We start from the raw sequence: 21,059 nt of genomic DNA on the forward strand, positions 1-21,059 counted from the left end.
AATCCATGCCTGAATCCGACCGCACGGTAAAATGCCCCATATGCGACGAGGACTTTGATCCGACAGTCGCGGGCGGATGGTGCACAAACCCGGACTGTGGTGAGTGGAAACACACCGACGAAAGCGCTGCTGATTTTGAGACTGACGATGGGGTGCCGGACGACGCTGACCTGATACCGGAAGGCACGGACGAGGCGGACCCGATGGATGGCCGGTCGGTGGCGGCTAGCGACGAAGCCGACACCCCGGGTGGGAACACTGTCGACGATGATAGCGACGACGAAGCATCGGCGGATGCGGCCTCGGACACTGGGGCACCCGAGGCCGAAGACGAGACGGGGGGGACGACGGAGACGCCGACGGAACACGAAATGGAAGCCGACACTGAGGCCGAGCCGAACACCGAGAGAGAACACAACGAGGCCGACGACACGCCGGATCAGCCAAGCAGTGACTCCGATGGGGACGACGAGATATCCGACGAAACTCAGGAGGCAGATGACGATTCGGCAACGATTACCTGTCCGGACTGTGACCGCGAACTCGACGCCGACGCGAATTTCTGTGTCGCTTGCGGTGCCGACGTACAGGACATTACACCGGGGGACGACGGGTCGCTTGACGCGTGCCCGTCCTGTGACACCGCTGTCGACGACGACGCCAGTTTCTGTGTCAACTGTGGGGAGGATTTAGACGCACATCGTGGCGGGCGTGACACGTCGACGGCTGATTCGACAGCAGGGTCGGCAACTACCGCTGAGACAGAGAGTGAGTCAGCAGCTACGGGTAACGCCGTCGACACACTCGCGTCACAGTCCACCGATGACGCAACCGTACCGGACAAACTCGTCCTCTCGGTCGAGGGTCGAGACATCACTGTTGAGGACGGGGACCGCATCGGCCGGGAGATCCGGGCAGCGCTACTGGACGCCGGGCGACCGGAAGACGAAGCGGTTCGAATCCACCGCGAACACGTCCGGTTCGACCGCCAGTCGGAAGGATACTATCTGGTCGACCTCGGGGACAACCCGACGCGGCTGAACGAGACCCAGTTGCAGAAAGGCGACCGGGAACCGATCCAACCGGGCGATGAACTCGAACTGTCAGGTGTTGTGACGATGACGATTCGGGCGGCGTGACCACCCACAATTAAGCGGTCGGTCGGAAAATATCAGGCTGATGGAGCGTGGTCGACTGGGGTTGGAACTCCGCGAGTCCGCTGCACTACTGCGAACTGAAACCTGGCTGTTTGTGGGTGTCGGTCTGGCATGGCTCGTCTACGGTGGCTGGGTGCTCGCGACGGGGCTGCTGTTGGCGCAGTTCTCGGGACTCGAACAAACTGTTCTTGTGACACTTGCTGGCCGAACTGTTTCGCTACGCACTGTGCTTGCTGGCGGTCTCTGGCTCGTCGGTCCGTCACTGGCGACCGTCGTCCTCATTAACCGACGGCTCCGGAACAGGCACGGCAACCTTGCCGACGCGTATCGGCTGGACCACCCGAGTGTGTTGCTCGCTATCCCCGGCAGTGTGCTCCTTAGCTGCCTGCTGGTAAGTCTCATTCTCGGTCAGCGACGCCCGCTCACGGTGATTGCACTGTTCGGAACAGTGCATCTGGTCGTCCGGACCGTCGCGTACGGCCACCGTGTGTACACACTTTCGGTCCCCACATTCCTGTCGCTGCTGGTGTTTGTAAGCGCAGTCTCGCTTAGTACTGGGTGGCTGGTCCAGACGGTCACCGCACCAGGCGTATTGTCGGCGCTGTCCCCGTGGCTGACCCAGACTGGCATCAGTCCCGTGGTTGAAACAGCGCTCCAACTGACGGGTGTCCAGCCAGCACAGGCCACACCCCTGTTGGTTGCCGTCCCGGGTGTGCTGGTGAGTGCGTACCTCTTCTTCCAACTGCTCGCCGGGACCTTCGTCAGAATTCGCGCGCCGCTTTCGAACCCGCAGCGCCGTCCGGACCAGCGGTTCCCGATTATGCCACCGGTCAGGACGGCGGAAAGCGGCACCGAGCGTCCAACTGCCGAGCGGACTGTCAACGCTGAATCAGACTCTCGGGAACAGACTGGGGACAGGGCTGACACCGCAGATACTGGTAGCGACGAAGAGTCACCGGGACACACCGGGACCCGAGTGTTTTCGCCCGACGAGGTCCCGGCGGCGGAACCGCCCGCTCACGAATCGGCACCGGACAACGCGCAGTCATCGGATAGCGGGGAAGAACCGGAAACGGCGGGTGACGACAGCGGGACAGACACTGATTCGGAGACAGCGGGGCCCGACGATACGAATAAGGCTGCTTCAGCAACCGACGAAGCGTGGATGGATGATACGTCCGTCTTCACGCCGGGCGGCCGGGACGCCGGGCAGTCGTACTGTAGCGAGTGCGGCGAGTCGCTGCCGCCCGACGCGGACACCTGTCCGTCCTGTGGCGACCCTGTCGACGGGTGAGGCGGTCAGCGGTTCGAAACGGGGATGTCGCCGAGCGCGACAGTGTACTGTGTCGACTGTACTGATTCCCCGTCCGGGTACACGAACACCGTTACAGCGACGGTGCCCGGGCGCTCACCGGGCGGGAGGAGCCACGACTTGGTCACGTCGTCAGTGTCCCCCACTGGTAGCTGTCCAGTGCTCGCGGTGTCCGCAACTGTCTCTCCGCTGCGGGTGGTAACGCTGTCGAGACGAACCGCTGTGGGGTCTGACCCGGTGTTTGTCACGTTCACTGTGAGCGTGAACCGCCACCCCTCGTCAGCGGTGACGACAGACGCCGCATCGATGCGGGCTGAGACGTTGGCGGATTCCAGAATCGGGTCACCAACGCTGGCACCGGATTCGGCCGCTGTCGGCGTTTCAGGGACCGCCTCACCCCCAGTGTCTCCCATCAGGTGATGCCCCATCATACTCCCGAAGGTAACGACCTCAATGAGGATCGGCAAGCCGATTCCGACGATGATGAGGAGTCGTAACAGCGTCTTCTGCTCCGGACCGTCGACGTCTTCGAACATGATGAGAGAGTAATGAAGTGGTGTTAGACCGGGATTGGCGGGCTACCGGGCGCGAACAGTCCGTCAGCAACCATGCTGGCGAGTGGCGGCCCGTAGGCAATCACGATGAGCAGCAGGGCAATCGCCGTCCAGAGCTTGTAGTTGTCCAGAATGCGTGGGCTGTGGTCCGCGCCGGACAGCGGTTCTGGAATGTGGCCGTTGACCGATAGCGTCCCGCCACGGCGAGCGAGCAGGGTGTCGGCCATGACGATGAGGAACATCGCTGCGCCGACGAACAGGAGGAAGCCGCCGATGGCGATCTGAAGGCGCATTTCGCCGACCGTTCCGGCGACGCCCTCGAACGCGAACTCGTCGTACGTTGGTTCGGCAGTCCGTCGCGGGATGCCCGCGAGGCCAGCGCGGTGCATCGCGTTCGACATCACTGCCATGCCCACGAACCAGACGTACGGCTGAAGCGAAGCGAGGCCCCGCAGCTGGAGTTTCTTCCCCGTAATCTGTGGGACCAGCCAGTAGCTGATAGCCATTGCCGTCAGCGCGAACGCCGTCCCGACGGTGAGGTGGAAGTGGCCGGGCACCCAGATGGTGTTGTGGATGAGGTAGTTGATGTTCATCCCGGCGTTTATCATACCGGAGAAGCCGCCTGCTGCGAACATCAGGCCGGCGAGCATACAGCCGGCAAAGGCAGGCTTGCCCCACGGCAGATTCCGAAGCCAGGAGAGGTAGCCCTTTGCACCCCGCTGGCGAGCCCCGTGTTCAACAGAGGCGACCACGGTAAACGCGGTCAACAGCGAGGGCAACAGCAGGAACATCGTATTTGTCATCGCGATGAACTTGTACCCCGATGGAATCCCGGGGTCGGTGTACTGGTGGTGGAAGCCGACCGGGGTCGAGAGCAGCAGGAAGGCGACGAAGACCACGCGGGCCAGCGGGTCACTGAACAGTCGCCCGCCAGCCAGCTTCGGCAGAATCGTGTACCAGACGAGGTACGCCGGCATGAGCCAGAAGTACACGACCGGGTGGCCGAAGTACCAGAACAGCGTCCGCGTCAGCAGTGGGTCGATGTTCTGGATCAGTCCGAGCGACCACGGAATGAGGAAAGCAACGACCTCGACGGCGACGCCGATGGTGGAGACGTACCACATCAGCATCGTCGTTACGACCATGAACGTCTGCAGCGGGATTCGCTCACCCGGGTTCTCAGACCGCCACTCCCACAGCGCCTTGAAGTACGCGAGGCCGGCGACCCACGAGCCGACGATAATGAGCGCGGCACCGATGTAGAACGCCGGGTGAGCCTTCATCGGGGCGTAGAAGGTAAACAGCACATCCGCTTTGAGGTCGTGACCCAGAATCGACGGCGCACCGACGAGACCGCCGATGATGGACACGGCCGCAAGCACTGTTCCCGTGAGCATTATCCAGAAGGCCGACCAGGCGATGCGGTGTGGCAACTCGCGTTCGAGGCTGTTAGCGACAGCCCACGTGAACAGCCCCGCGATGAAGAACGTGGTGAACACGAGCGCCAGCAAGACACCGTGGCCCGTCAGGATCGTGTAATAGTCCGCCGAACTGATGAACCCGCGGAACACGCCAGTGCGGTGAAGCGACTGGATGATGCCAAACAGCGCACCGATTCCAAGGGCGGCGAATGCCACAATGAACTCGCTACGGACGAGCTTCGACGTTTTCGGATAGGAGTCGACGAACACCATTACTGATCCGCCTCCTCCTGAGCCTGTGCATCATCCGCAGACTGGTCAATGTTCTCTTGTTGCATATCGTATTCCTCTGGCGGGACCACTTCGACGGAGCCACCCATCGTGTGATGGGCCGCCCCGCAGTATTCGTGGCAGATAAGCCCGTAGGTACCGGGTTCGTTGAACCGGGCCGAGACCTCAGAGACCTGTCCCGGGATGACCATCGTGTTGATGTTGGTTTCGACCACGGAGAAGCCGTGCACCACGTCTGCACTGGTCACCCTGAACGTTACGTTGGCACCTGCTGGCACCTGAACCGGATTGTCACCGCTTCCTGGAACGAACTGGAACTGCCGGGCGACGACGTACACGGTGTACTTATCTTCGCCCGTCTGAACGACACCGGGGTCGTCGAACTGAGTCCCAGTGTTACCGTTCTGTACCGCTTCCGCACTTATTTGTCCGCCCGAATCGTCGACCATTCCGACACCAACGCCGACCGAGCCGTACGCGATGGTCGCAATGAACCCGACGATGAGCAGTAGCGCTGCACCGAGCCAGACTTTTTCGAATCTATGGACCTGCATGCTATCACCCGATTATTGAGACACGGCCAAGGAACTCGACAAAGTACATGAACACCCACAGCAGGCCGATCAACACGAAGTAGAAGGCGACCAGCGCCGCTGTTCCCTTCGGGTCGTACTCGTCGTGGCCCAGCTCAACGGCCGGTTCAGTCTCTGCAGCCTCTTCAACCGGCTCCGGGCCGGTCGCCCGACGCAGCTCGCCACTGTCTCCCGTCTGTGGCGGCCGCCCGTTCTGGCGGCGTCGCATCGCAACGGCAAACAGCAGCGGCGAGAAGAACGCCAGCAGGACCGAGCCTGAGAGAAGCCACTGCGGGCCGGAGAGTTCGATACCGCCACCCTCCTGTCCGCTTTCGCCCCCACTGCCGCCACCGCTACCATCGAGCGGGCCACCGACAACGACAGCGCCCTTCATCCCGAGCGATTCGTGGGGTGTACAGACGTACTTGTACACGCCCATCTCTTCGAAGGTATGGCTGTATGTGGTCCCGGATTCGCTGACCGGGTCACCGGACTCAAGCGGGCCGTCACCGTCCGAGACGACGTTGTGACCGCCGCCTTCACCGGTCCAGGTCCACGTCACTTCGGTGCCGGGTGTCACCCGAACCGCTGGCGGGTCGAAGGCGAACGCGCCGTTGTTGCCCTGTGCGCCGACCGATATTTCGACGCTATCGGCGTCGGTCCTGTCGACAGTCGTTCCGTCGTAGTTCGAAACATCGTCGAACCAGCCGCCGTAATCCGGGTTTTCGGGTGGGCCTTGCTGCTGTTGTCCGCCGGAGCCGCCGTCACCGGAGCCACCGGGCCGAACGACGACGGCACCCTTCATCCCGAGCGTTTCGTGAGGGACACAGACGTATTTGAACATTCCCTCCGACTCGAAGGTGTGGCTGTAGGTCGTTCCGGCCTCGCTGACCGGGCTCCCGGAATCAAGTGGCCCGTCGCCGTCCGAGACGACGTTGTGACCGCCGCCTTCACCGTTCCATTCCCAGACAACCTCTGTGCCTGGGCTGACCATCACCGCGGGCGGGTCGAAGGCGAACGCGCCGTTGTTGCCCTGCGCGCCGACGGTGATTGTCACGGTGTCCTGGCCTCGCTTGTCGGCGGTCCCGTCGTAGTTCGAAACGTCGTCGAACCAGCCGCCGTAGTCCGGTTCCTCCTGTGCTGTCGCCGTGCCGGTCGCGGCTAGCGCCGCTGTCCCGGCTGCGGCACCGACGAACTGTCGCCGACTCAGCGCCATTGTCGCACCCCCACCGCGTCGTGCGAATCTGGCAGCTGGCTGCTTCTAGCTTCGTGCCGTACCATATCTGGGAGAATAGCAGATTACCTAAAAAAACCCCAGATGGTGTTTTCAGTCGTCAGGAACGACCCATTTCTTTTTATATCCCCTCTAACGTACGGCCAGATATGTCTGCGTCAAGCCCTCGGCTCGTAACGTTGCTGGCGCTGCTCGGACTCGCGCCGGTCGCGTACTATATGCAGGGAACCGGCCGCACCATCGTCGCGCTTTCGCTGATCAGCGTCGTCATCATTGCCGGTAGTCTGTTCCTGATGACAAAACCGACAGAGTCGAGTCCCGCCTGATATGCAGTTCGGGACGGCGGGGCTGAGTTCCGGTGAGACAGCCGGCCTCGCGGCGTTCGTCGGGCTTGGGCTCGTCGGGAGCGTCCATTGTCTCGGGATGTGCGGACCGTTAGTCACCACCTACGCCGATAGACTTGACGACGGCGGGCCAGTATCAAGCCACGAAATACGCCAGCACGCGCTGTTCAACGCCGGACGGACGCTGAGCTACGCGCTCGTCGGGACAGTGCTTGGCGCTGTCGGAAGTGTGCTGTACGACGCCGCCGGCCTTGCGCGCCTCGGGACCGCTGTCCGGGGGGCCGTCGGGGTGTTCGTCGGCCTCGCTATCATCACCGTGGGGCTGGGGTATCTCTCCCGTGGCCGCGCCGTCGATGTGGCCCGGTCGCTACCGCTGGTCGGGGACCTGTTCCAGCGACTCTCCGCGTCGCTCGTCGCCAGAGTCGACCGGTGGGTCGACGGCCCGGGGATGGTCGCACTGGGCGCGATGCACGGCTTGCTCCCCTGTCCGCTGCTCTACCCGGCGTTCCTCTACGCGTTTGCGACCGGCTCTGCGTTCACCGGCGGGCTCTCGCTGGCCGCGCTTGGCCTCGGGACGTTTCCGCTGGTGTTCGCCTACGGGACCGCCTTTGGCACGCTGTCGCCGGGCCACCGCGCGACGTTGCACCGGGCACTTGGTATTGTCTTCATCGCGCTCGCGCTCGTCCCGCTGTCGAACGGACTGGCGGCGTTTGGTATTGCTATCCCGAAACCACCCCTGCCGATGCCCTGGACATGACTCACTGCACGCTCTGTGACCTGCCGGTCGATGCGCCAGTCACCGACGACGCGGTCGAGGGGACGTTCTGCTGTCGCGGCTGTCTGGAAGTCGCACGGACGCTCGACGACCCGGCGACGGAGACCCGCGACGCCGCCGACACTGGCCCCGACCCGGACGACGCCGACGGCGAGACGGCTTTCGTTTCCGTCGACGGGATGCACTGTGCGACCTGCGAGACGTTCCTCGAAGCGCGGGCCACAGACCACGACGGGGTTGCCGCCGCGGCCGCCAGCTACCCGACGGGGACGATGAAACTCACCTACGACGCTGATGCGCTCTCGGAGTCGGACCTCACCGAGGTAGTGGCCGGCACCGGCTACGACGCCAGCCTGCAGGCCACGGAAACCGACGACGAGTACGAACTAGAGGGGCGTCTCATCGTCGGCGGCTTCTTCGGCATGATGACGATGCTGTGGTACATCCTCTTCCTCTACCCGGCCTACCTCGGTGTCGACCCGTCGCTGTTGCTGTTCGACCCGGCGGGGCAGGCGGGGGACTATCTGCTGTGGAACATGGCCGTGATGACCGGCGTCGTGGTCGGCTACACCGGGTGGCCGCTGCTCCGCGGAGCCTACGTCAGCCTCCGGGCTGGCCGTCCGAACATGGACCTGCTGGTGGCGATGGCCGCCGTGACTGCCTTCTTATACAGCGTCGTCGCCGTCATCTTGGGACATACAGAGGTGTACTTCGACGTGGCGACGGTCATCGTCATGGCCGTCTCGGTCGGCGACTACTATCAGGACCGGGTCCGGCGACGCGCGCTGGACCGGCTCACGGAGTTCACCACACAGCGGGCCGATAGCGCCCGGCGACGCACCGACGGTGGTCACGAGGAGGTCGACGTGGGGGCGCTGTCGGCCGGCGATGAAGTCGTCGTCCGCTCCGGCGAGCGAATTCCCGTTGACGGGTCTGTACTTGAGGGGACTGCTGCTGTCGACGAGTCACTCGTCACCGGCGAGTCGCTGGCTGTCCGGAAGACGGACGGCGACGAGGTCATCGGGGGGTCGCTGGTCACGCAGGGCGGCGTCGTCGTGCGGGTCGGGCCAGACGCCGAGAGCACCGTCGACCGGCTGACGAACCTCTTGTGGGAGGTCCAGAGCACGCGCGGCGGCGTTCAGCGGCTGGTCGACCGAATCGCCGCCGTCTTCGTCCCGCTGGTGGTCGTTCTCGCTGTGCTCGCCACCGGCGGGCATCTCGTCACTGGCGCAACGCTGACCGACGCGATGCTGACCGGGCTGGCGGTGCTCGTGGTCTCCTGTCCCTGTGCGCTGGGGCTGGCGACGCCGCTTGCGACCGCGGCCGGAATCCGTCGGGCGCTCGACGGCGGGACTGTCGTCACCGGCGACGCGGTGTTCGAGACCGCGACCGACGCGGACGTGGTCGCCTTCGACAAGACGGGCACACTGACGACCGGCGAGATGGAACTGCTGGAGCGGGCCGACGAGGGGGCGATGGCTCGGGCGGCTGCAGTCGAGCAGTTCGCGGAGCATCCCGTCGCCGAGGCTGTGACGGACGCCGTGCCGGTCCCGGACGCGGATATCTCCGGGTTCGAACAACACCCGGGGCAGGGCGTCAGTGCGACGGTTGACGGGGACCACGTTGTCGTTGGGACGCAAGCACTGTTCGACGACCTCGGGTTCGACGTGCCCGCCAACCTCCGGAGCCGGTGTGAACGCGCGACCGAGAACGGGCGTGTCCCGGCGCTCGTCGGCTGGGACGGCGAAGCGCGAGACGTACTTGTTGCGGGCGACAGGCTCCGCTCGCACTGGGAGTCAGTTGTCTCGGCGCTTGCTCGCGACCGCGACGTGGTTGTCATTACTGGCGACCGGCCCGAAGCCGCCACTCCGTTCGAGCGCCACGACGGCATCGACGAGGTGTTCGCTGGGGTGCCGCCCGAGGCGAAAGCCGAAGTCGTCGAGCGACTACAGTCCCGCGGAACCGTCGCGATGGTCGGCGACGGGAGCAACGACGCCCCGGCGCTGGCTGCCGCCGACGTTGGTATCGCTATGGCGTCGGGCACGTCACTGGCCGCCGATGCGGCAGACGCGGTCGTAACGACGGACGACCTGCGAGCCGTCCCTGACGTGTTCTCGGTGACAGCCGCAACCCGGACGCGGGTCCGCCAGAACCTCGCGTGGGCGTTTTGTTACAACGCCGTGGCGCTCCCGCTCGCGCTGCTTGGCGTCCTGAATCCGCTGTTTGCGGCCCTGGCGATGACGGCCAGCAGTCTGCTCGTCGTGGGGAACTCCACGCGGACGCTGGCGGGCACGGTCTCACACGGCGAGGCGAGTGCCGATGGACCGACTCCGCCACAGCAACCAGCAGCGGCCGACTGACACCGGCTGTCGATTGCTGTCTTGCCAGCGACCGCCGAATGTTTGTTATTTGGTATCATGTCTGAAACAGATTTAATATATCACCAGTTCTAGTCACATATACGTCGCTTTCACCGACGTGGTGACCCATGACCTACGCAATTCCCGTTCCCGCGCCAACGTCGTTCGCTCGCTGGCTGTACAGCGGGCGGTCGGCCATCGAACGTAGCCTCGACGCTACGGTCGAGTATGCATCCCTTATCGGGGAACGGGTCGCCGCGGACACCCGCTCGGTGAAGATTCCGCCCGTGGCACCATAGACTGGTTCGCCGCCGTGGGACCGGCGTCCCACTCACGGACGCCGCACTGCGGTGGGGATTCGATTTGGCTCACTGTCGAGCGGCGGGGCTCTACCCCCCGCTTGGCCGCTCCGTCTGAGAGGCCTGCACCGCCCAGTGTGGTCTGTCGGCGTGTCGCCACTCGGCCCTGAGCCTGCACTGTATCGTGTCGCTCTCTCGCTGTCCAGCCCTCGGGTTCCCCATCGTCCTGGTGTGGGAATCCCCTACCGGCCGCTCCGCGCCGGACGTACGCGCCCGCCACCCGCGCAGTCCCCGACCGACGCGACTCGATTGGTGAGTGCCCTTTCGGCCCGGTTCGACTCCGGCCGTCGGCGTTATGTCGCTGCAGGCGACTCCCCCGACCGAGGTATCGGCCGACGTATCACTGCGCGTTCCGCGTGGCGGGTCCGAGACCCTCGAAGCCGGTGTCGCCGGCGTCCTTGCGGCCGTCGACGGCGTCGAAGACGTGGCTGTCGACCGCGTGACAAGCGTGCGTCCCACTTGGACCGACATCCGGGTCGACGCCGATGTGTCGCTGACACTGCGGGTCGACGACGAACGGAACACTGCCGACGGCCGCACCGAACTCCTGCAAGCGGGGTTCGGCGTGATGGCAGTCAACTGCGTCGACGTGACCAGTGACGCGTAAGCGCAGTCCTCCACTCTCTCCCGTCTTCCCGAATATCCCAACCGGACCCGGGCTCTCGCCCGGCGCAGGTTCGAGTCCTGCCGGGAAGTCCACACGTATGCACAACCTCTACCTCGCCACTGTCATCGACAGGCGGCGACGCGACTCGAAGAGCAGAGCACAGTCACGCCGCACCCGGCGGCTGTAGCCGCCGGGACCGGTCGCAGTCGTCCGTATCCGGACTAGTCTGCTGGCCTGTGTGGCCGAGCCTGTAAGATACTGGAGCGCGAACTGCCACATATGACGGTCCACACCTCCGACGACCGCTGGCTCGATGCGCCAGTCGAGACAGTGTTCGCGTTCATGGACGAACCGTCGAATCAGGCGGCCGTCACGCCAAGTTTGTCCCGCGCCGAGCGCATCGAGCGGCTGCCGAACAGTGGGAATCGCGCCGCCTACGAGTACGAGATGTTCGGGGTCACGTTCACCGGTGAGGTCCGCGCGACGACCTATGAACCGCCCGAACGAATCGTCTACGACATGGACGGCGACCTGACGGGGCGGATCGACTGGCGGTTCGAACCGGAGCGCGGTGGCACGCGACTCACGTATACGGCCGACTACGATGTTCCGGGGCCGCTCCCGGAGTTCCTCCTCGCACCGCTCATCCGCTGGTACAACCGTCGAGAAGTTCGGCAGTTGCTTGACAACGTCGCCGAGGCAGTCGAAGCGGAGGAGGGGGCTGTCGCCAGTTCGCTGTCGTAACCGCGCTACTCGTCGGTCCAGAGCGCGTCCGAAAGCGTCCGCTGGACCGCTTCCTCACCGACGGCTGTGGCAAGCGTCTCGAACCCGCTGCGCTCAACCGGGTCGCTCGCGTTCGCGACCAGTCGGGAGACGATGAACTCCGGCGTGGATTTCCCGACGGTCCCAAAGCGAGGTTGATAATCGACCTGCAGGTCGAGGTCCTGATTCAGCCCTTCGGCGAAGATGCCGTCGACACGGGCCTCGATGGGCAGCGGTTCGAGGTCGTCCGCGAGGTGGGTGACGAACACGCCCAAGGCGTCGCGGTCGACAGTCAGCGTCACGAGTCCGTGGAGGAGGTCGGCGGCGGAGCCGGGTTCGGTGATGGCCTCGAACTCGTCGACGAGCATCAGCGTCCGGTCGCTCTCGGTCAGCGGCGGCACAACCGAGCGCAGCGTCGATTCGAGAACGCCGGCGTTGAACGACGCGTGCCGACGGTGGAACACGACCGTGTCGACGATGCCGACCTCGGCGGCCTCAGCGGGAACCGGAAGCCCCATCTGGGCCAGCAGTTGCACTTGACACAGCGTCTCCAGCAGGGTCGTCTTCCCGCCGGAGTTCGCGCCGGTCAGGACAGCCACCCGGTCGCCGCTGGGCGGCTGGTTCGCCCGGTCCAACTCTAGCGTGTGGTCGCCGATAGCGTAGGTGACCGGCTGGACACTCTCTACGTCCGCGATGGTGAGGTTCCGTGCTCGCTTCACCGCGATAGTTTTGCGGTCCTCGACAAAGCTGGGCCTTGTCAGGTCGAACGCGATGGCAAAGCGGGCGAGCGAGACAGAAAAGGCGATGTCGTCCACCGCCTTGACTGCGGCGTCGATGTCTTCACGGGCGTCCGCGAGGTCGTCTTCCAGCCGGTCGGCAACGGCTTCCTCTCGCTTCTGTACGTCGCTTCGTAGCGTGTTCCGAAGGTCTCGGAGCGCCACGTCGACGAAATCCCGCGCGTCGGTCGCCTCACGGGGCATCGCATCCCGGACGCGGGCGGCGTCGATGCCCGTCTCGCTCGTGACATGACGGACGAGCGCGTCTTGGAACTCGTCGGGTCGCCGTGCGCCTTCTTGCACGGCTTCGACGACTTCCATCGATGCCGCTGCAAGGTCCTCTATCTGTCCGAGCTGGTCGCGCAGGCGGTCGAGTTCTTTATCGGCCCCTTCGCCGACGGACTCGCCGTCGCCCGCGAGCCCGGCGAGCGCCGCCCGTCCGGCCGTCAGCGACTCGCCGTCGAGGGCCGCTAGCGGTTCGAACACGCCGCTTTCAATGCCGGTGTCCCGGAGGGCGAGCGCCACGTCGACCGCGGCCAGTTCACCCCCGCCGGCGTCGTACTCTTCGAACGCGTCGAGAACGGCCCGCTGGTCCGACTCGGAGAGGTCAGCCCAGGTGTCCCGCGCTTCGAGCACGTCGTCCAGCCGCTCGGCCATCGCCTCGCGGGTCGGCAGCGGCGTCAGCACCCGGATGCTGTCCGCCGCGTCCGCCGTGACCGCGTACTCCTCGGCGAGGTCGAGCAGTTCCTTGTACACGTCGCGGGTGTCTCTGGTGGCGAGCAGGTCCATCGACTCGGCCCCGGTCGCCCGCCGGAGGATGCGCGTCGCTCGCCCCCGGGAGAGGCCAGCCGTAGTTAGCGCTCGTGTATCCGCCGACTCGATGGCCTCGATGGCCCGCTCGACGCCTAGCTCCTCGGTGAGCAGTTCGGACGTCTTCGGGCCGATGCCCCAGTACTCCTCCAGTCGCATGCACGGGTGGAGAACGGCGGCCCGCTTATGCGTTTTCAGTTGTCGGGCTCGTCGTCGTCGATACCGAAGCGCTCGTGCAGTGGCCCCGGTTCCCCGCGGGCCTGCCGGTCAGCCCGCCGAGCGGCACGGCGTGCGATGAGCGCCCCCAGTGCTGCCGGAATCGCCAGACCGAGCGATACAAGCGCGGTCTGTTCCGAGACCACCGACGGCCCATCTGACAGGAGGACTTCGTAGCCGACCACAAGCACAACCACGGCCACGCCGGCGACGACGAGGTATAGCCCGCGGGCAAGCACCTCACTGGGATTGCGGAGTCGTGAGAGATATCCGGCCGGGCCAAGCCAGCCGGCCAGCAGGACGCCGACGGCCACGGGAAGCGAGAGGTCGCCGACGAGGATGACGACGGCGTACAGCACGAGCGGCGCAATGGCGATACCGAGGGAGAGGCCAGTGAGCGCGACCGCCCACGTTGGCGTCCCGGAATCCATCGACTCCAGCGTCTCGGTCAGGCGCTCGTCGAGCATTTCGGCCTGTTCGTCAGTGAGTAGCGACGCGTTACAGTGTGGACAGGCCATTGCCGTGGGCTTCAGTGGCTCGCCACACTCCGGGCAGGCGGGGTCCGACGCGTCACGCCACTCGGTCATATTCTCCTTTACACACCGAGCGGTTTGAGTGACCCGGATAGTGTCATATTAGCAGAATACAGATGTGGGGAGCGCTAATACTCCATCACAGTGTAGCACGACCCATGCAGTCAAATCGCTGTCTCTGCCGTGGGTTTCCGGCTGAAGATTGTATTCTAAATGATAGAAAGAAATAATCCAGTACAAGCCCACCGTGACATATGGGGGGCGTTGATATTCTACACGTTGACGACGACAAGGGGCTTGCTAGCCTGACTGCCGACCTACTTGAACGCAAGGACAGTCGGTTCAACGTGGAGACTGCCACAAGCGCGACAGAAGGGCTACAGCTGCTCAGCGACCTCTCCCCTGACTGCATTGTCTCTGACTTTGAGATGCCCGGGATAGACGGACTTGAGTTTTTAGAGGCCGTCCGGGCGGAACACGCTAAGCTCCCATTCATCCTGTTTACTGGCCGAGGAAGCGAAGAAATCGCAAGCGATGCGATCTCTGCCGGCGCAACTGACTACTTACAGAAACAATCCGGGACTGAGCAGTACGAGCTACTGGCCAACCGCATTAACAACGCTGTCACCCGCAATCGCTCAGAACAACAGCTACGCGAGACCAAAGAGGAGTATGCTGCCGTTTTCGAGAACGCGCGGAACGGGCTCTTGCTTGTTGATGTCGAACAAGACGGGTTTCGCTTCCGGCGGTGTAATTCACGGGTGCTTGAGTTTACCGGACTTGCAGAGTCGGAACTTATCGGGAAGACCCCACAGGAGGCACTCGGATACGAGAATTCCAGAGCGGTCGCCGGCGCGTATCGGAAATGTGTCGCCATGCGTGAGACAATTACATATACGGTGACACTTACTCATCCAGTCGGCGACGTTGTTCATGAAGTCAATACCACGCCGATCATCAGAGACGGCGAGGTTGAGCAGCTTGTCGTCGCGTTTACCGATATCACCGAACGACACGCCCGTGAGCAGAAGTTACGCGAAGAACGGGCCGTCATTCAACAGGCGCTTGATGCGCTCGATGAGCCGCTGTTCGTCACCGATATAGATGGCCGCCTCAAGCACTGTAACCATCGTGCACTCGAGCTTACCGGGAACACCGAAGAGACAGCCGTCGGAACGCCGATAACTGCCCTGTTTCCCGACGAAGAGCGGGAGACGATTGCTGACGCGGTTGACGATGCGCTCCGCACTGGCCGAACGACTATCACGGCCAGCCTCTGCCTCGACAGCGGTCAGCAACAGCGGTATGAGTTCCGCGCTCACTCCTTGACTGATCTGGACAACAACACTGCAGGGCTTGTCATACTTGGTCAGGATGTTTCTGATACCTGATCGAGTGTCTCTCTGTTGCAGATGCCGGTCACTGTGGCCGGCCCTGTGTGCTGACCGGCCGCCATACGCAGACGTGTCCGCCGACAGACTATTTATTCGCCCTGCAACTCCCTGAGCCTTATACCATATGACGGCTGAATTGAACAATGCCAATGAAAGACGTGCTCTCCAGAATCGGCATCGGGTCTGCTACGGTAGACACGGTTTTGCCCACAGATTCCGTCAGAGCCGGTGAATCTGTCCGGGCCGAAGTCCATGTTGAGGGCGGATCGACAGACCAGAACATCGATGCGGTCTACTTCGCGCTGGAAACTGAATACAAGTCCGACGAGGGGTACAAGGACGCCATCATCGACCAGTGGCAGCTCACGGAGCCGTTCACTATCGAAGCGGGCGAGAAACGACGTTTCGAGACTACTATCGATATTCCCCGGGAGACGCCGGTGACCACGCGCTCGACGGCCGTTGAAATCGAGACTGGCCTCGACATCTCGATGGCGGTCGACCCCGGCGACGAGGATTACATCGAAGTCGAACCGACACACCGCACGCAGGCGGTGTTCGACGCGCTCGATTCGCTCGGTTTCTCGCTCCATGCCTCGGCCTGTGAGGCGACAGCCGGGAGCCTGTTCACTACTTCGGTGAACTTCGCTCAGGAGTTCGAGTTCCGGCCCCAGCGCGGCGAGTTCGCCGGCGCGGTCGACGAGGTCGAGATCGTCCCGGTGTTCGACGACGACCGGCTCACGGTGTACCTAGAAGTCGACCGCAATGCCGGGCTGCTCTCGGAGATGACCGATGCCGACGAGCGACACACGAAACTCACCGTCGACGCGCCCGACGCTGACGCTATCGAGCCGCGACTCGCGGACGCGATTCGGGAACTGAGTTAGTCCGCTGGCGTACTGTACCGCCCTCAACCCCAGAACGACTGCGTCCGTGCGTACTCCCGCTCTTGTCGGAGGATGTCCCGGTAGAATTCGTCTTCGTCCTCCCGCAAGCGGTTGATGATTCGGGCGGCGTTGTGGGGCCCGACCCCGCGGGCGGCCAGCGCGACCACGGCTTGTTTCCCGTGGCTCTGGACCAGCGAGGCCGAGCGGTAGGCTCGTTCGGTCATCTTCTCCTGCTCCTCGTCCTTGTCGTCGGTCCGGACGGCCGAGACGACTTCCTCGGCCCACGGATTCAGCGCGGCGATTCGGGTCGAGCCACACTGCGGACACGACGGCTGATCCCGCACGCGCTTGACTTGCTGTTTGCGGTCCCACTTCTTGCAGTGCAGACACGCGAGGATGACGCGGTCACTCTGGATGCGCTCCTTGACGGTTTTGATGACGCTCGTGTCGGCGTTCTCCGGTGAGAGGAGTTCCCGCCCGGAGGAACTACCGCCAGTCCCGATTGGCGTGTGTTCGCCCACTGTTTCGAGCGCCACGTCGCCGTTCTGGATATCTCGGAGAAGGTCGGCTGTCGCTTCGATAGCGAGGTCCTCGTGGCGAACCTCGCGCAGGGCTTCGTCGTACATCGGCGTGTCCTCAAGCGCTGCCAGCAGGCGGTCACGGCCGAAGTCAGTCGACCCCCGGCCCCGCCAGCGCTTGAGCGAGCCGAACTTCGTCGCCACCTGCGCGAGCTTGAACTTCAGCGCGTCGGCGTTTTTCAGGCTGAGTTCGATGAGCGCTGGGAGGTGGTCAGGATCGGTGTCCTCAATGACTTCGATGACATCGCCGGCGGTGATCCGGCGCGGGACCTCCAGCGTAATCCGGTACGGGTCGACATCCATCGCGACCGACGACCCTGCCCGTTGACCGAGCAGCGCCGAGAGGACCCGGCCCAGCGTTTCGTTGATTTTGTGCCCGTAGCAAGCGTTGACGATGACCTCCCGGCCGTGGAACTCCACCAGAATAGTCGTGTCGTCCGGAATCGGCCCTTCGTGTTCTTCCACCTGCGAGAGCCCGTCGACGACGGTTTCGGGGCCGGCGGCATAGCGAGTCGCCACGTCTCTGGCGACGGCCTCGGTGTCCGCGCCGTCCTGGAGTTGCCGACCAGCCACACGACGGAGTTCGCCGACTTCCGCGGCGACGGCTCTCGGAACCGGAATCTCCTGCCCCACCCACGACGGGACCTCACCGGCGGGGTCTTCGATGGGTGAGACGGTCACGACTTCCTCTTCCTCGTCGATATTCGTGATGCGCCACATCTCCCCGCGCTGGACGAACACCTCGCCGGGCGTGGCGAAGTTGACGACGAACTTCTCATCGAGGGTCCCGACCTGCTGGCCTGAGGCCACGTCCTCCACGTCGTATGTGGCCTCGTCGGGAATCATCGAGAGGTTCTGGTAGAAGTACTGCCAGGTCCCGCGGCGCTTCTCTAACGTGTCCCGGTCCTCGTCGAGCCAGATGACGTTGTTCGCCGCGAGTTCCTCGACGACCTGCTTGAACTGGGCCTCGTCGAGGTCCCGGAACGGGTACGCGCGGGTCAGTATCTCGTAGGCCCGCATCGCCCGAATTTCGCCGGCATCCATCACCAGTCCGGCGATCTGGTTGGCAACTGTGTCGAGGCTCCCGTCGTGGATTTCGGCGGGCTCGACATCGCCGGCTTCGGCCTGTCTCGCAATCGCCAGCGCCTCCAGCGTGTCGTCGGTGTCAGTCGTAACGACCGTGCCCGAGGAAACGAGGTCCCGGCGGTGGCCGGCGCGGCCGACCCGCTGGACGAGGCGGGACACCTGCCGGGGGCTGCCGTACTGGACGACGTGGTCGACGTGGCCCACGTCGATACCCAGTTCCATCGAGGAGGTACACAACAGGGCATCGAGGTCGCCGGCTTTGAAGCGGTCCTCCACGTCGATCCGGGCCTCTTTCGACAGCGAGCCGTGGTGGACGCCGAGGTCGGTTCCCAGCTCTTTGAACCGCGAGCCCAGTGCCTCCGCTGTCTGTCGGGTGTTGACAAACAGCAGGACAGATTCGTTTTCGTCGATGAGGTCCGCGATGAACCGGACGTGGCTAGCCGTTCCCGCGTCAGTGACGAGGGAGCTCGACAGTTCCTCGTCCCGGTCAGTAATCTGGGGCCGAACCACTTCGATATCTAGCCGGCTGCCGATGTCCACTTCCACGATGGCGCAGGTTCGGCCGCCAGTGAGAAACCGGCCGACTTCGTGTGGGTCGCCGACGGTCGCCGAGAGGCCGATTCGCTGGAACCGCCCGGACAGTTCCCGGAGCCGTTCGAGTCCGATAGTCAACTGTGCGCCGCGCTTGGCCGCGGCGAGTTCGTGGACCTCGTCGATAACGATATGCTCGATATCCTCTAGCGCTGTCCGGAGCTTCGACCCGGTGAGCATCGCCTGTAGCGTTTCCGGCGTAGTCACCAGCACGTCCGGCGGGTCGTTTGCCTGCTTCTGGCGCTGGTAGTCAGTCGTGTCGCCGTGGCGAACGTCCACTTCGAGGCCGAGCGTTTCGCCCCACCAGTCGAGGCGCTGGCGCATGTCGCGGTTCAGCGCCCGGAGCGGCGTGATGTACAGCGCGCCGATGCCAAAGCGGTCCTCGGATTCGGCCAGCGCGTCGAAGACCGGCAACATCGCCGTTTCAGTTTTTCCGGTTCCGGTCGGGGCGACGACTAGCGCGTCTCGCCCGTCAGCCAGAGTTGGAATCGCCTTTCGCTGTGGGTCGGTCGGCGTCGTGAAGCCGCGCTCGGAGAGCGCACTGCGGACGGCCGGCCCGAGCGCAGTGAAGGCGTCATCGCCGCGAGCGACCCCGTCAGTCATCGCCCCTCTCTAGCGACTACACCGGGTTAAACACGTTGTGTCACATTCTCTCGTTCCCCATCGGTAACCAGAGCACTGCGGGCGTTGCGGTGGAGAACGGGTACAGCCTTATGTCGTTGCCCTGGGATATGTGGAATCATGACCGACGCCTGTGCAACTGCGGCCGGTGATGGCCTGTGAACACGCTTGATGAGATCGAACGGGCGGTAAAGGACACGGCCCACTACGTTAGCGGGAACCTGGCGAACTACGCCAACAGAGCCGCTGGCGAGAACCCGAGTGGGGAGCAACAGGTCGGTGGCGACGTGTGGGCCGATGACCTGTTTTTCGACGCACTCGCGTACATCGACGGCATCGGCGCGTACGCGAGCGAGGAACGTAGCGACGTGGTCGACTGTGGCGAGGGCTACAGCATCGCCATCGACCCGCTCGATGGCTCCTCGAACCTCGCCTCGAACAACTCCGTGGGGACGATAATCGGGGTCTACGACGCTGAACTGCCCGCGGCGGGCCGGGAAATGGTCGCATCGCTGATGGTGCTGTACGGCCCATACACGACGCTGACAATCGCCCGGTCCGACCGCGATGTCGTTCAGGAGCACCTCCTCCGGGATGGGCACAGCGAGCGCTGGGGCCAGTTCGAACTGCCAGCAGAGGCGACTGTTGTCGGGTTAGCGGGCAAGACTGGCGAGCGAAGCGACGCGTTCAACGACATCGCCCAGTCCTTCGAGCGGGACCTGAAGCTCCGCTACGGCGGCGCGACCGTCGCCGACCTGGCACAGGTGCTCGAATACGGCGGGCTGTTCGGGTATCCGGTGACGTCGGGGTATCCAAACGGCAAGCTCCGGGTCCACTTCGAATCAGCGCCGCTCGCGTACCTCGTCGAGGCTGCCGGTGGGGCCTCTAGCGACGGCTCGCAGTCGTTGCTCGACGTTGAACCGGACGGTATCCACGACCGGACGCCGACGTTCCTCGGGAACACAGAACTGGTCGACGAACTCGAAGCGGCGCTCTCGGAAACATAGGCGGGTACAGAACGCTGGCTCAGACCTGTCGGTAGGCCCCTAACCGCGTGCCATCAAGCAGGAACGCCTCGGTATCCGCCATGCCCTCGGGCAGGAACGGGGCGAGGAACTCCTGGCCGTCGACGTTGACCCACGTCCCGCCGGAGCGGTCGTTAAACGCCGGAAAGACGACGATGTCCGGCGCGTTCTCGACTGGTTGGTCGAACTGTTCGGCAAAGGGCTCAGTCACCAGCGAGCCGCGGAGCCAGGCCCGCTCCTTCTGGGCCCCACCGACGCTGTCTTCGAGTCGGACGACGGGATGTTCGTGGCCGACACAGACGACGTCGGCTTCGAGCACGTCCGGCGCGGGCCAGGTGTGGCCGTGGGCGAACCCGACCGAACCGAGACGGGTTCCATGTCCCGGTGTTACCTCAACATCGGCGTCGAGGTCAGACAAGACTGGCTCCAGACCGCCGTCGTGATTCCCTTTCACCAGTGTCACGGGCACGTCAAGGGCGTCGAACAGCGTTTCGAGCTCCGCTCGCTCGTCTGCGAACGGGTCGCCGATGGCGTGGCCCAGGTCGCCGATGACGACCAGCCGGTCGGCCCGGGCGCGTCTCAGGCATGTCAGCAACCGCTCCCGGCGGGCCTCGGCGGCCGACTGGAGTTCGACCCCCTCGTACCTCAGTCCTGCTTCGATGCCGGCGTGATAATCGGCCACCGCCAGCAGTCGCTCTCCGTCGGTGTCGACTGTGGCCGCTGGAACGCCGGGAAGCGGTTCGACACGCATCTGCGCTCGGTTGGGTCGCAGGGGAGAAAAGGACCGCGGCTCG

At 64.2% G+C, this 21,059-nt stretch carries 19 protein-coding genes; 11 read left to right on the top strand and 8 right to left on the bottom strand.

Going from position 1 to position 21,059, the window contains the following annotated elements:
- Positions 1–5: 5 nt before the first annotated feature.
- Together G9463_RS06825 and G9463_RS06830 are read left to right on the top strand one after the other, a co-directional pair.
- Entirely contained in the window at positions 6–1,139 is a 1,134-nt protein-coding gene (locus G9463_RS06825; protein WP_165896315.1) for a zinc ribbon domain-containing protein, read from the top strand.
- Between the two features lie 40 nt (positions 1,140–1,179).
- The gene (locus G9463_RS06830) at positions 1,180–2,451 is read left to right on the top strand and encodes a zinc-ribbon domain-containing protein (protein WP_165896316.1); all 1,272 of its coding nucleotides are present in this window, start codon (positions 1,180–1,182) and stop codon (positions 2,449–2,451) included.
- A gap of 5 nt (positions 2,452–2,456) precedes the next feature.
- On the opposite strand, the gene G9463_RS06835 is transcribed toward G9463_RS06830, so the two are convergent.
- From G9463_RS06835 to G9463_RS06850, 4 genes are read right to left on the bottom strand one after another with little or no spacing between them, the layout of a single operon-like run.
- Positions 2,457–3,005 (bottom strand): hypothetical protein, encoded by a 549-nt coding sequence (locus tag G9463_RS06835; protein ID WP_004960860.1) that lies wholly within the window; start codon positions 3,003–3,005, stop codon positions 2,457–2,459.
- Positions 3,006–3,028: 23 nt separating this feature from the next.
- Positions 3,029–4,717, bottom strand: coding sequence for a b(o/a)3-type cytochrome-c oxidase subunit 1 (locus tag G9463_RS06840; protein WP_007190126.1), 1,689 nt, complete (start codon positions 4,715–4,717; stop codon positions 3,029–3,031).
- On the bottom strand, positions 4,717–5,289 hold the full coding sequence (locus G9463_RS06845) for a cytochrome c oxidase subunit II (RefSeq protein WP_004960864.1): 573 nt from the start codon (positions 5,287–5,289) through the stop codon (positions 4,717–4,719). Before G9463_RS06845 ends, G9463_RS06840 begins: the two co-directional genes overlap by 1 nt.
- 4 nt (positions 5,290–5,293) lie before the next feature.
- Positions 5,294–6,523, bottom strand: coding sequence for a halocyanin domain-containing protein (locus tag G9463_RS06850; RefSeq protein WP_165896317.1), 1,230 nt, complete (start codon positions 6,521–6,523; stop codon positions 5,294–5,296).
- A 167-nt stretch (positions 6,524–6,690) separates the two neighbouring features.
- Between G9463_RS06850 and G9463_RS06855 the strand changes: the two genes are divergently transcribed.
- From G9463_RS06855 to G9463_RS06880, 6 genes are all read left to right on the top strand, one after another.
- A complete protein-coding gene (locus tag G9463_RS06855) occupies positions 6,691–6,867 on the top strand; it encodes a hypothetical protein (protein WP_004960872.1) in 177 nt (58 codons plus the stop codon).
- Between the two features lies 1 nt (position 6,868).
- Positions 6,869–7,642, top strand: a complete 774-nt coding sequence (locus G9463_RS06860; RefSeq protein ID WP_165896318.1) for a sulfite exporter TauE/SafE family protein — start codon at positions 6,869–6,871, stop codon at positions 7,640–7,642.
- Positions 7,639–10,020 carry a heavy metal translocating P-type ATPase gene (locus tag G9463_RS06865; RefSeq protein WP_165896319.1) on the top strand — a complete coding sequence of 794 codons (2,382 nt, stop codon included), beginning with the start codon at positions 7,639–7,641 and terminating at the stop codon, positions 10,018–10,020. Before G9463_RS06860 ends, G9463_RS06865 begins: the two co-directional genes overlap by 4 nt.
- Positions 10,021–10,148: 128 nt before the next feature.
- Positions 10,149–10,319, top strand: a complete 171-nt coding sequence (locus G9463_RS06870) for a hypothetical protein (RefSeq protein WP_004960881.1) — start codon at positions 10,149–10,151, stop codon at positions 10,317–10,319.
- A 355-nt stretch (positions 10,320–10,674) separates the two neighbouring features.
- Positions 10,675–10,986 carry a hypothetical protein gene (locus G9463_RS06875; protein WP_165896320.1) on the top strand — a complete coding sequence of 104 codons (312 nt, stop codon included), beginning with the start codon at positions 10,675–10,677 and terminating at the stop codon, positions 10,984–10,986.
- Positions 10,987–11,265: 279 nt separating this feature from the next.
- Complete coding sequence (locus tag G9463_RS06880) at positions 11,266–11,730, top strand: SRPBCC family protein (RefSeq protein WP_165896321.1); 465 nt, start codon at positions 11,266–11,268, stop codon at positions 11,728–11,730.
- Between the two features lie 5 nt (positions 11,731–11,735).
- Here the strand turns inward: G9463_RS06880 and G9463_RS06885 are convergent, their stop codons facing one another.
- On the bottom strand, positions 11,736–13,493 hold the full coding sequence (locus G9463_RS06885) for a DNA mismatch repair protein (RefSeq protein ID WP_165896322.1): 1,758 nt from the start codon (positions 13,491–13,493) through the stop codon (positions 11,736–11,738).
- A 35-nt stretch (positions 13,494–13,528) separates the two neighbouring features.
- Entirely contained in the window at positions 13,529–14,137 is a 609-nt protein-coding gene (locus G9463_RS06890; RefSeq protein WP_165896323.1) for a zinc ribbon domain-containing protein, read from the bottom strand.
- 200 nt (positions 14,138–14,337) lie between these two features.
- Between G9463_RS06890 and G9463_RS06895 the strand changes: the two genes are divergently transcribed.
- Together G9463_RS06895 and G9463_RS06900 are read left to right on the top strand one after the other, a co-directional pair.
- Positions 14,338–15,474, top strand: a complete 1,137-nt coding sequence (locus G9463_RS06895) for a PAS domain-containing protein (protein WP_165896324.1) — start codon at positions 14,338–14,340, stop codon at positions 15,472–15,474.
- A 152-nt stretch (positions 15,475–15,626) separates the two neighbouring features.
- On the top strand, positions 15,627–16,364 hold the full coding sequence (locus G9463_RS06900) for a sporulation protein (protein WP_165896337.1): 738 nt from the start codon (positions 15,627–15,629) through the stop codon (positions 16,362–16,364).
- Positions 16,365–16,387: 23 nt separating this feature from the next.
- On the opposite strand, the gene G9463_RS06905 is transcribed toward G9463_RS06900, so the two are convergent.
- Positions 16,388–19,222, bottom strand: a complete 2,835-nt coding sequence (locus tag G9463_RS06905) for a DEAD/DEAH box helicase (RefSeq protein ID WP_165896325.1) — start codon at positions 19,220–19,222, stop codon at positions 16,388–16,390.
- A 176-nt stretch (positions 19,223–19,398) separates the two neighbouring features.
- Here G9463_RS06905 and G9463_RS24475 point away from each other — a divergent pair, with 176 nt between their 5' ends.
- A complete protein-coding gene (locus G9463_RS24475) occupies positions 19,399–20,247 on the top strand; it encodes a class 1 fructose-bisphosphatase (protein ID WP_004960905.1) in 849 nt (282 codons plus the stop codon).
- 19 nt (positions 20,248–20,266) lie between these two features.
- Here the strand turns inward: G9463_RS24475 and G9463_RS06915 are convergent, their stop codons facing one another.
- Complete coding sequence (locus G9463_RS06915; protein WP_011223459.1) at positions 20,267–21,016, bottom strand: metallophosphoesterase; 750 nt, start codon at positions 21,014–21,016, stop codon at positions 20,267–20,269.
- Positions 21,017–21,059 lie beyond the last annotated feature (43 nt).

Origin of the sequence: Haloarcula sp. JP-Z28, assembly GCF_011440255.1 — an archaeon.
GTDB lineage: Archaea > Halobacteriota > Halobacteria > Halobacteriales > Haloarculaceae > Haloarcula > Haloarcula marismortui.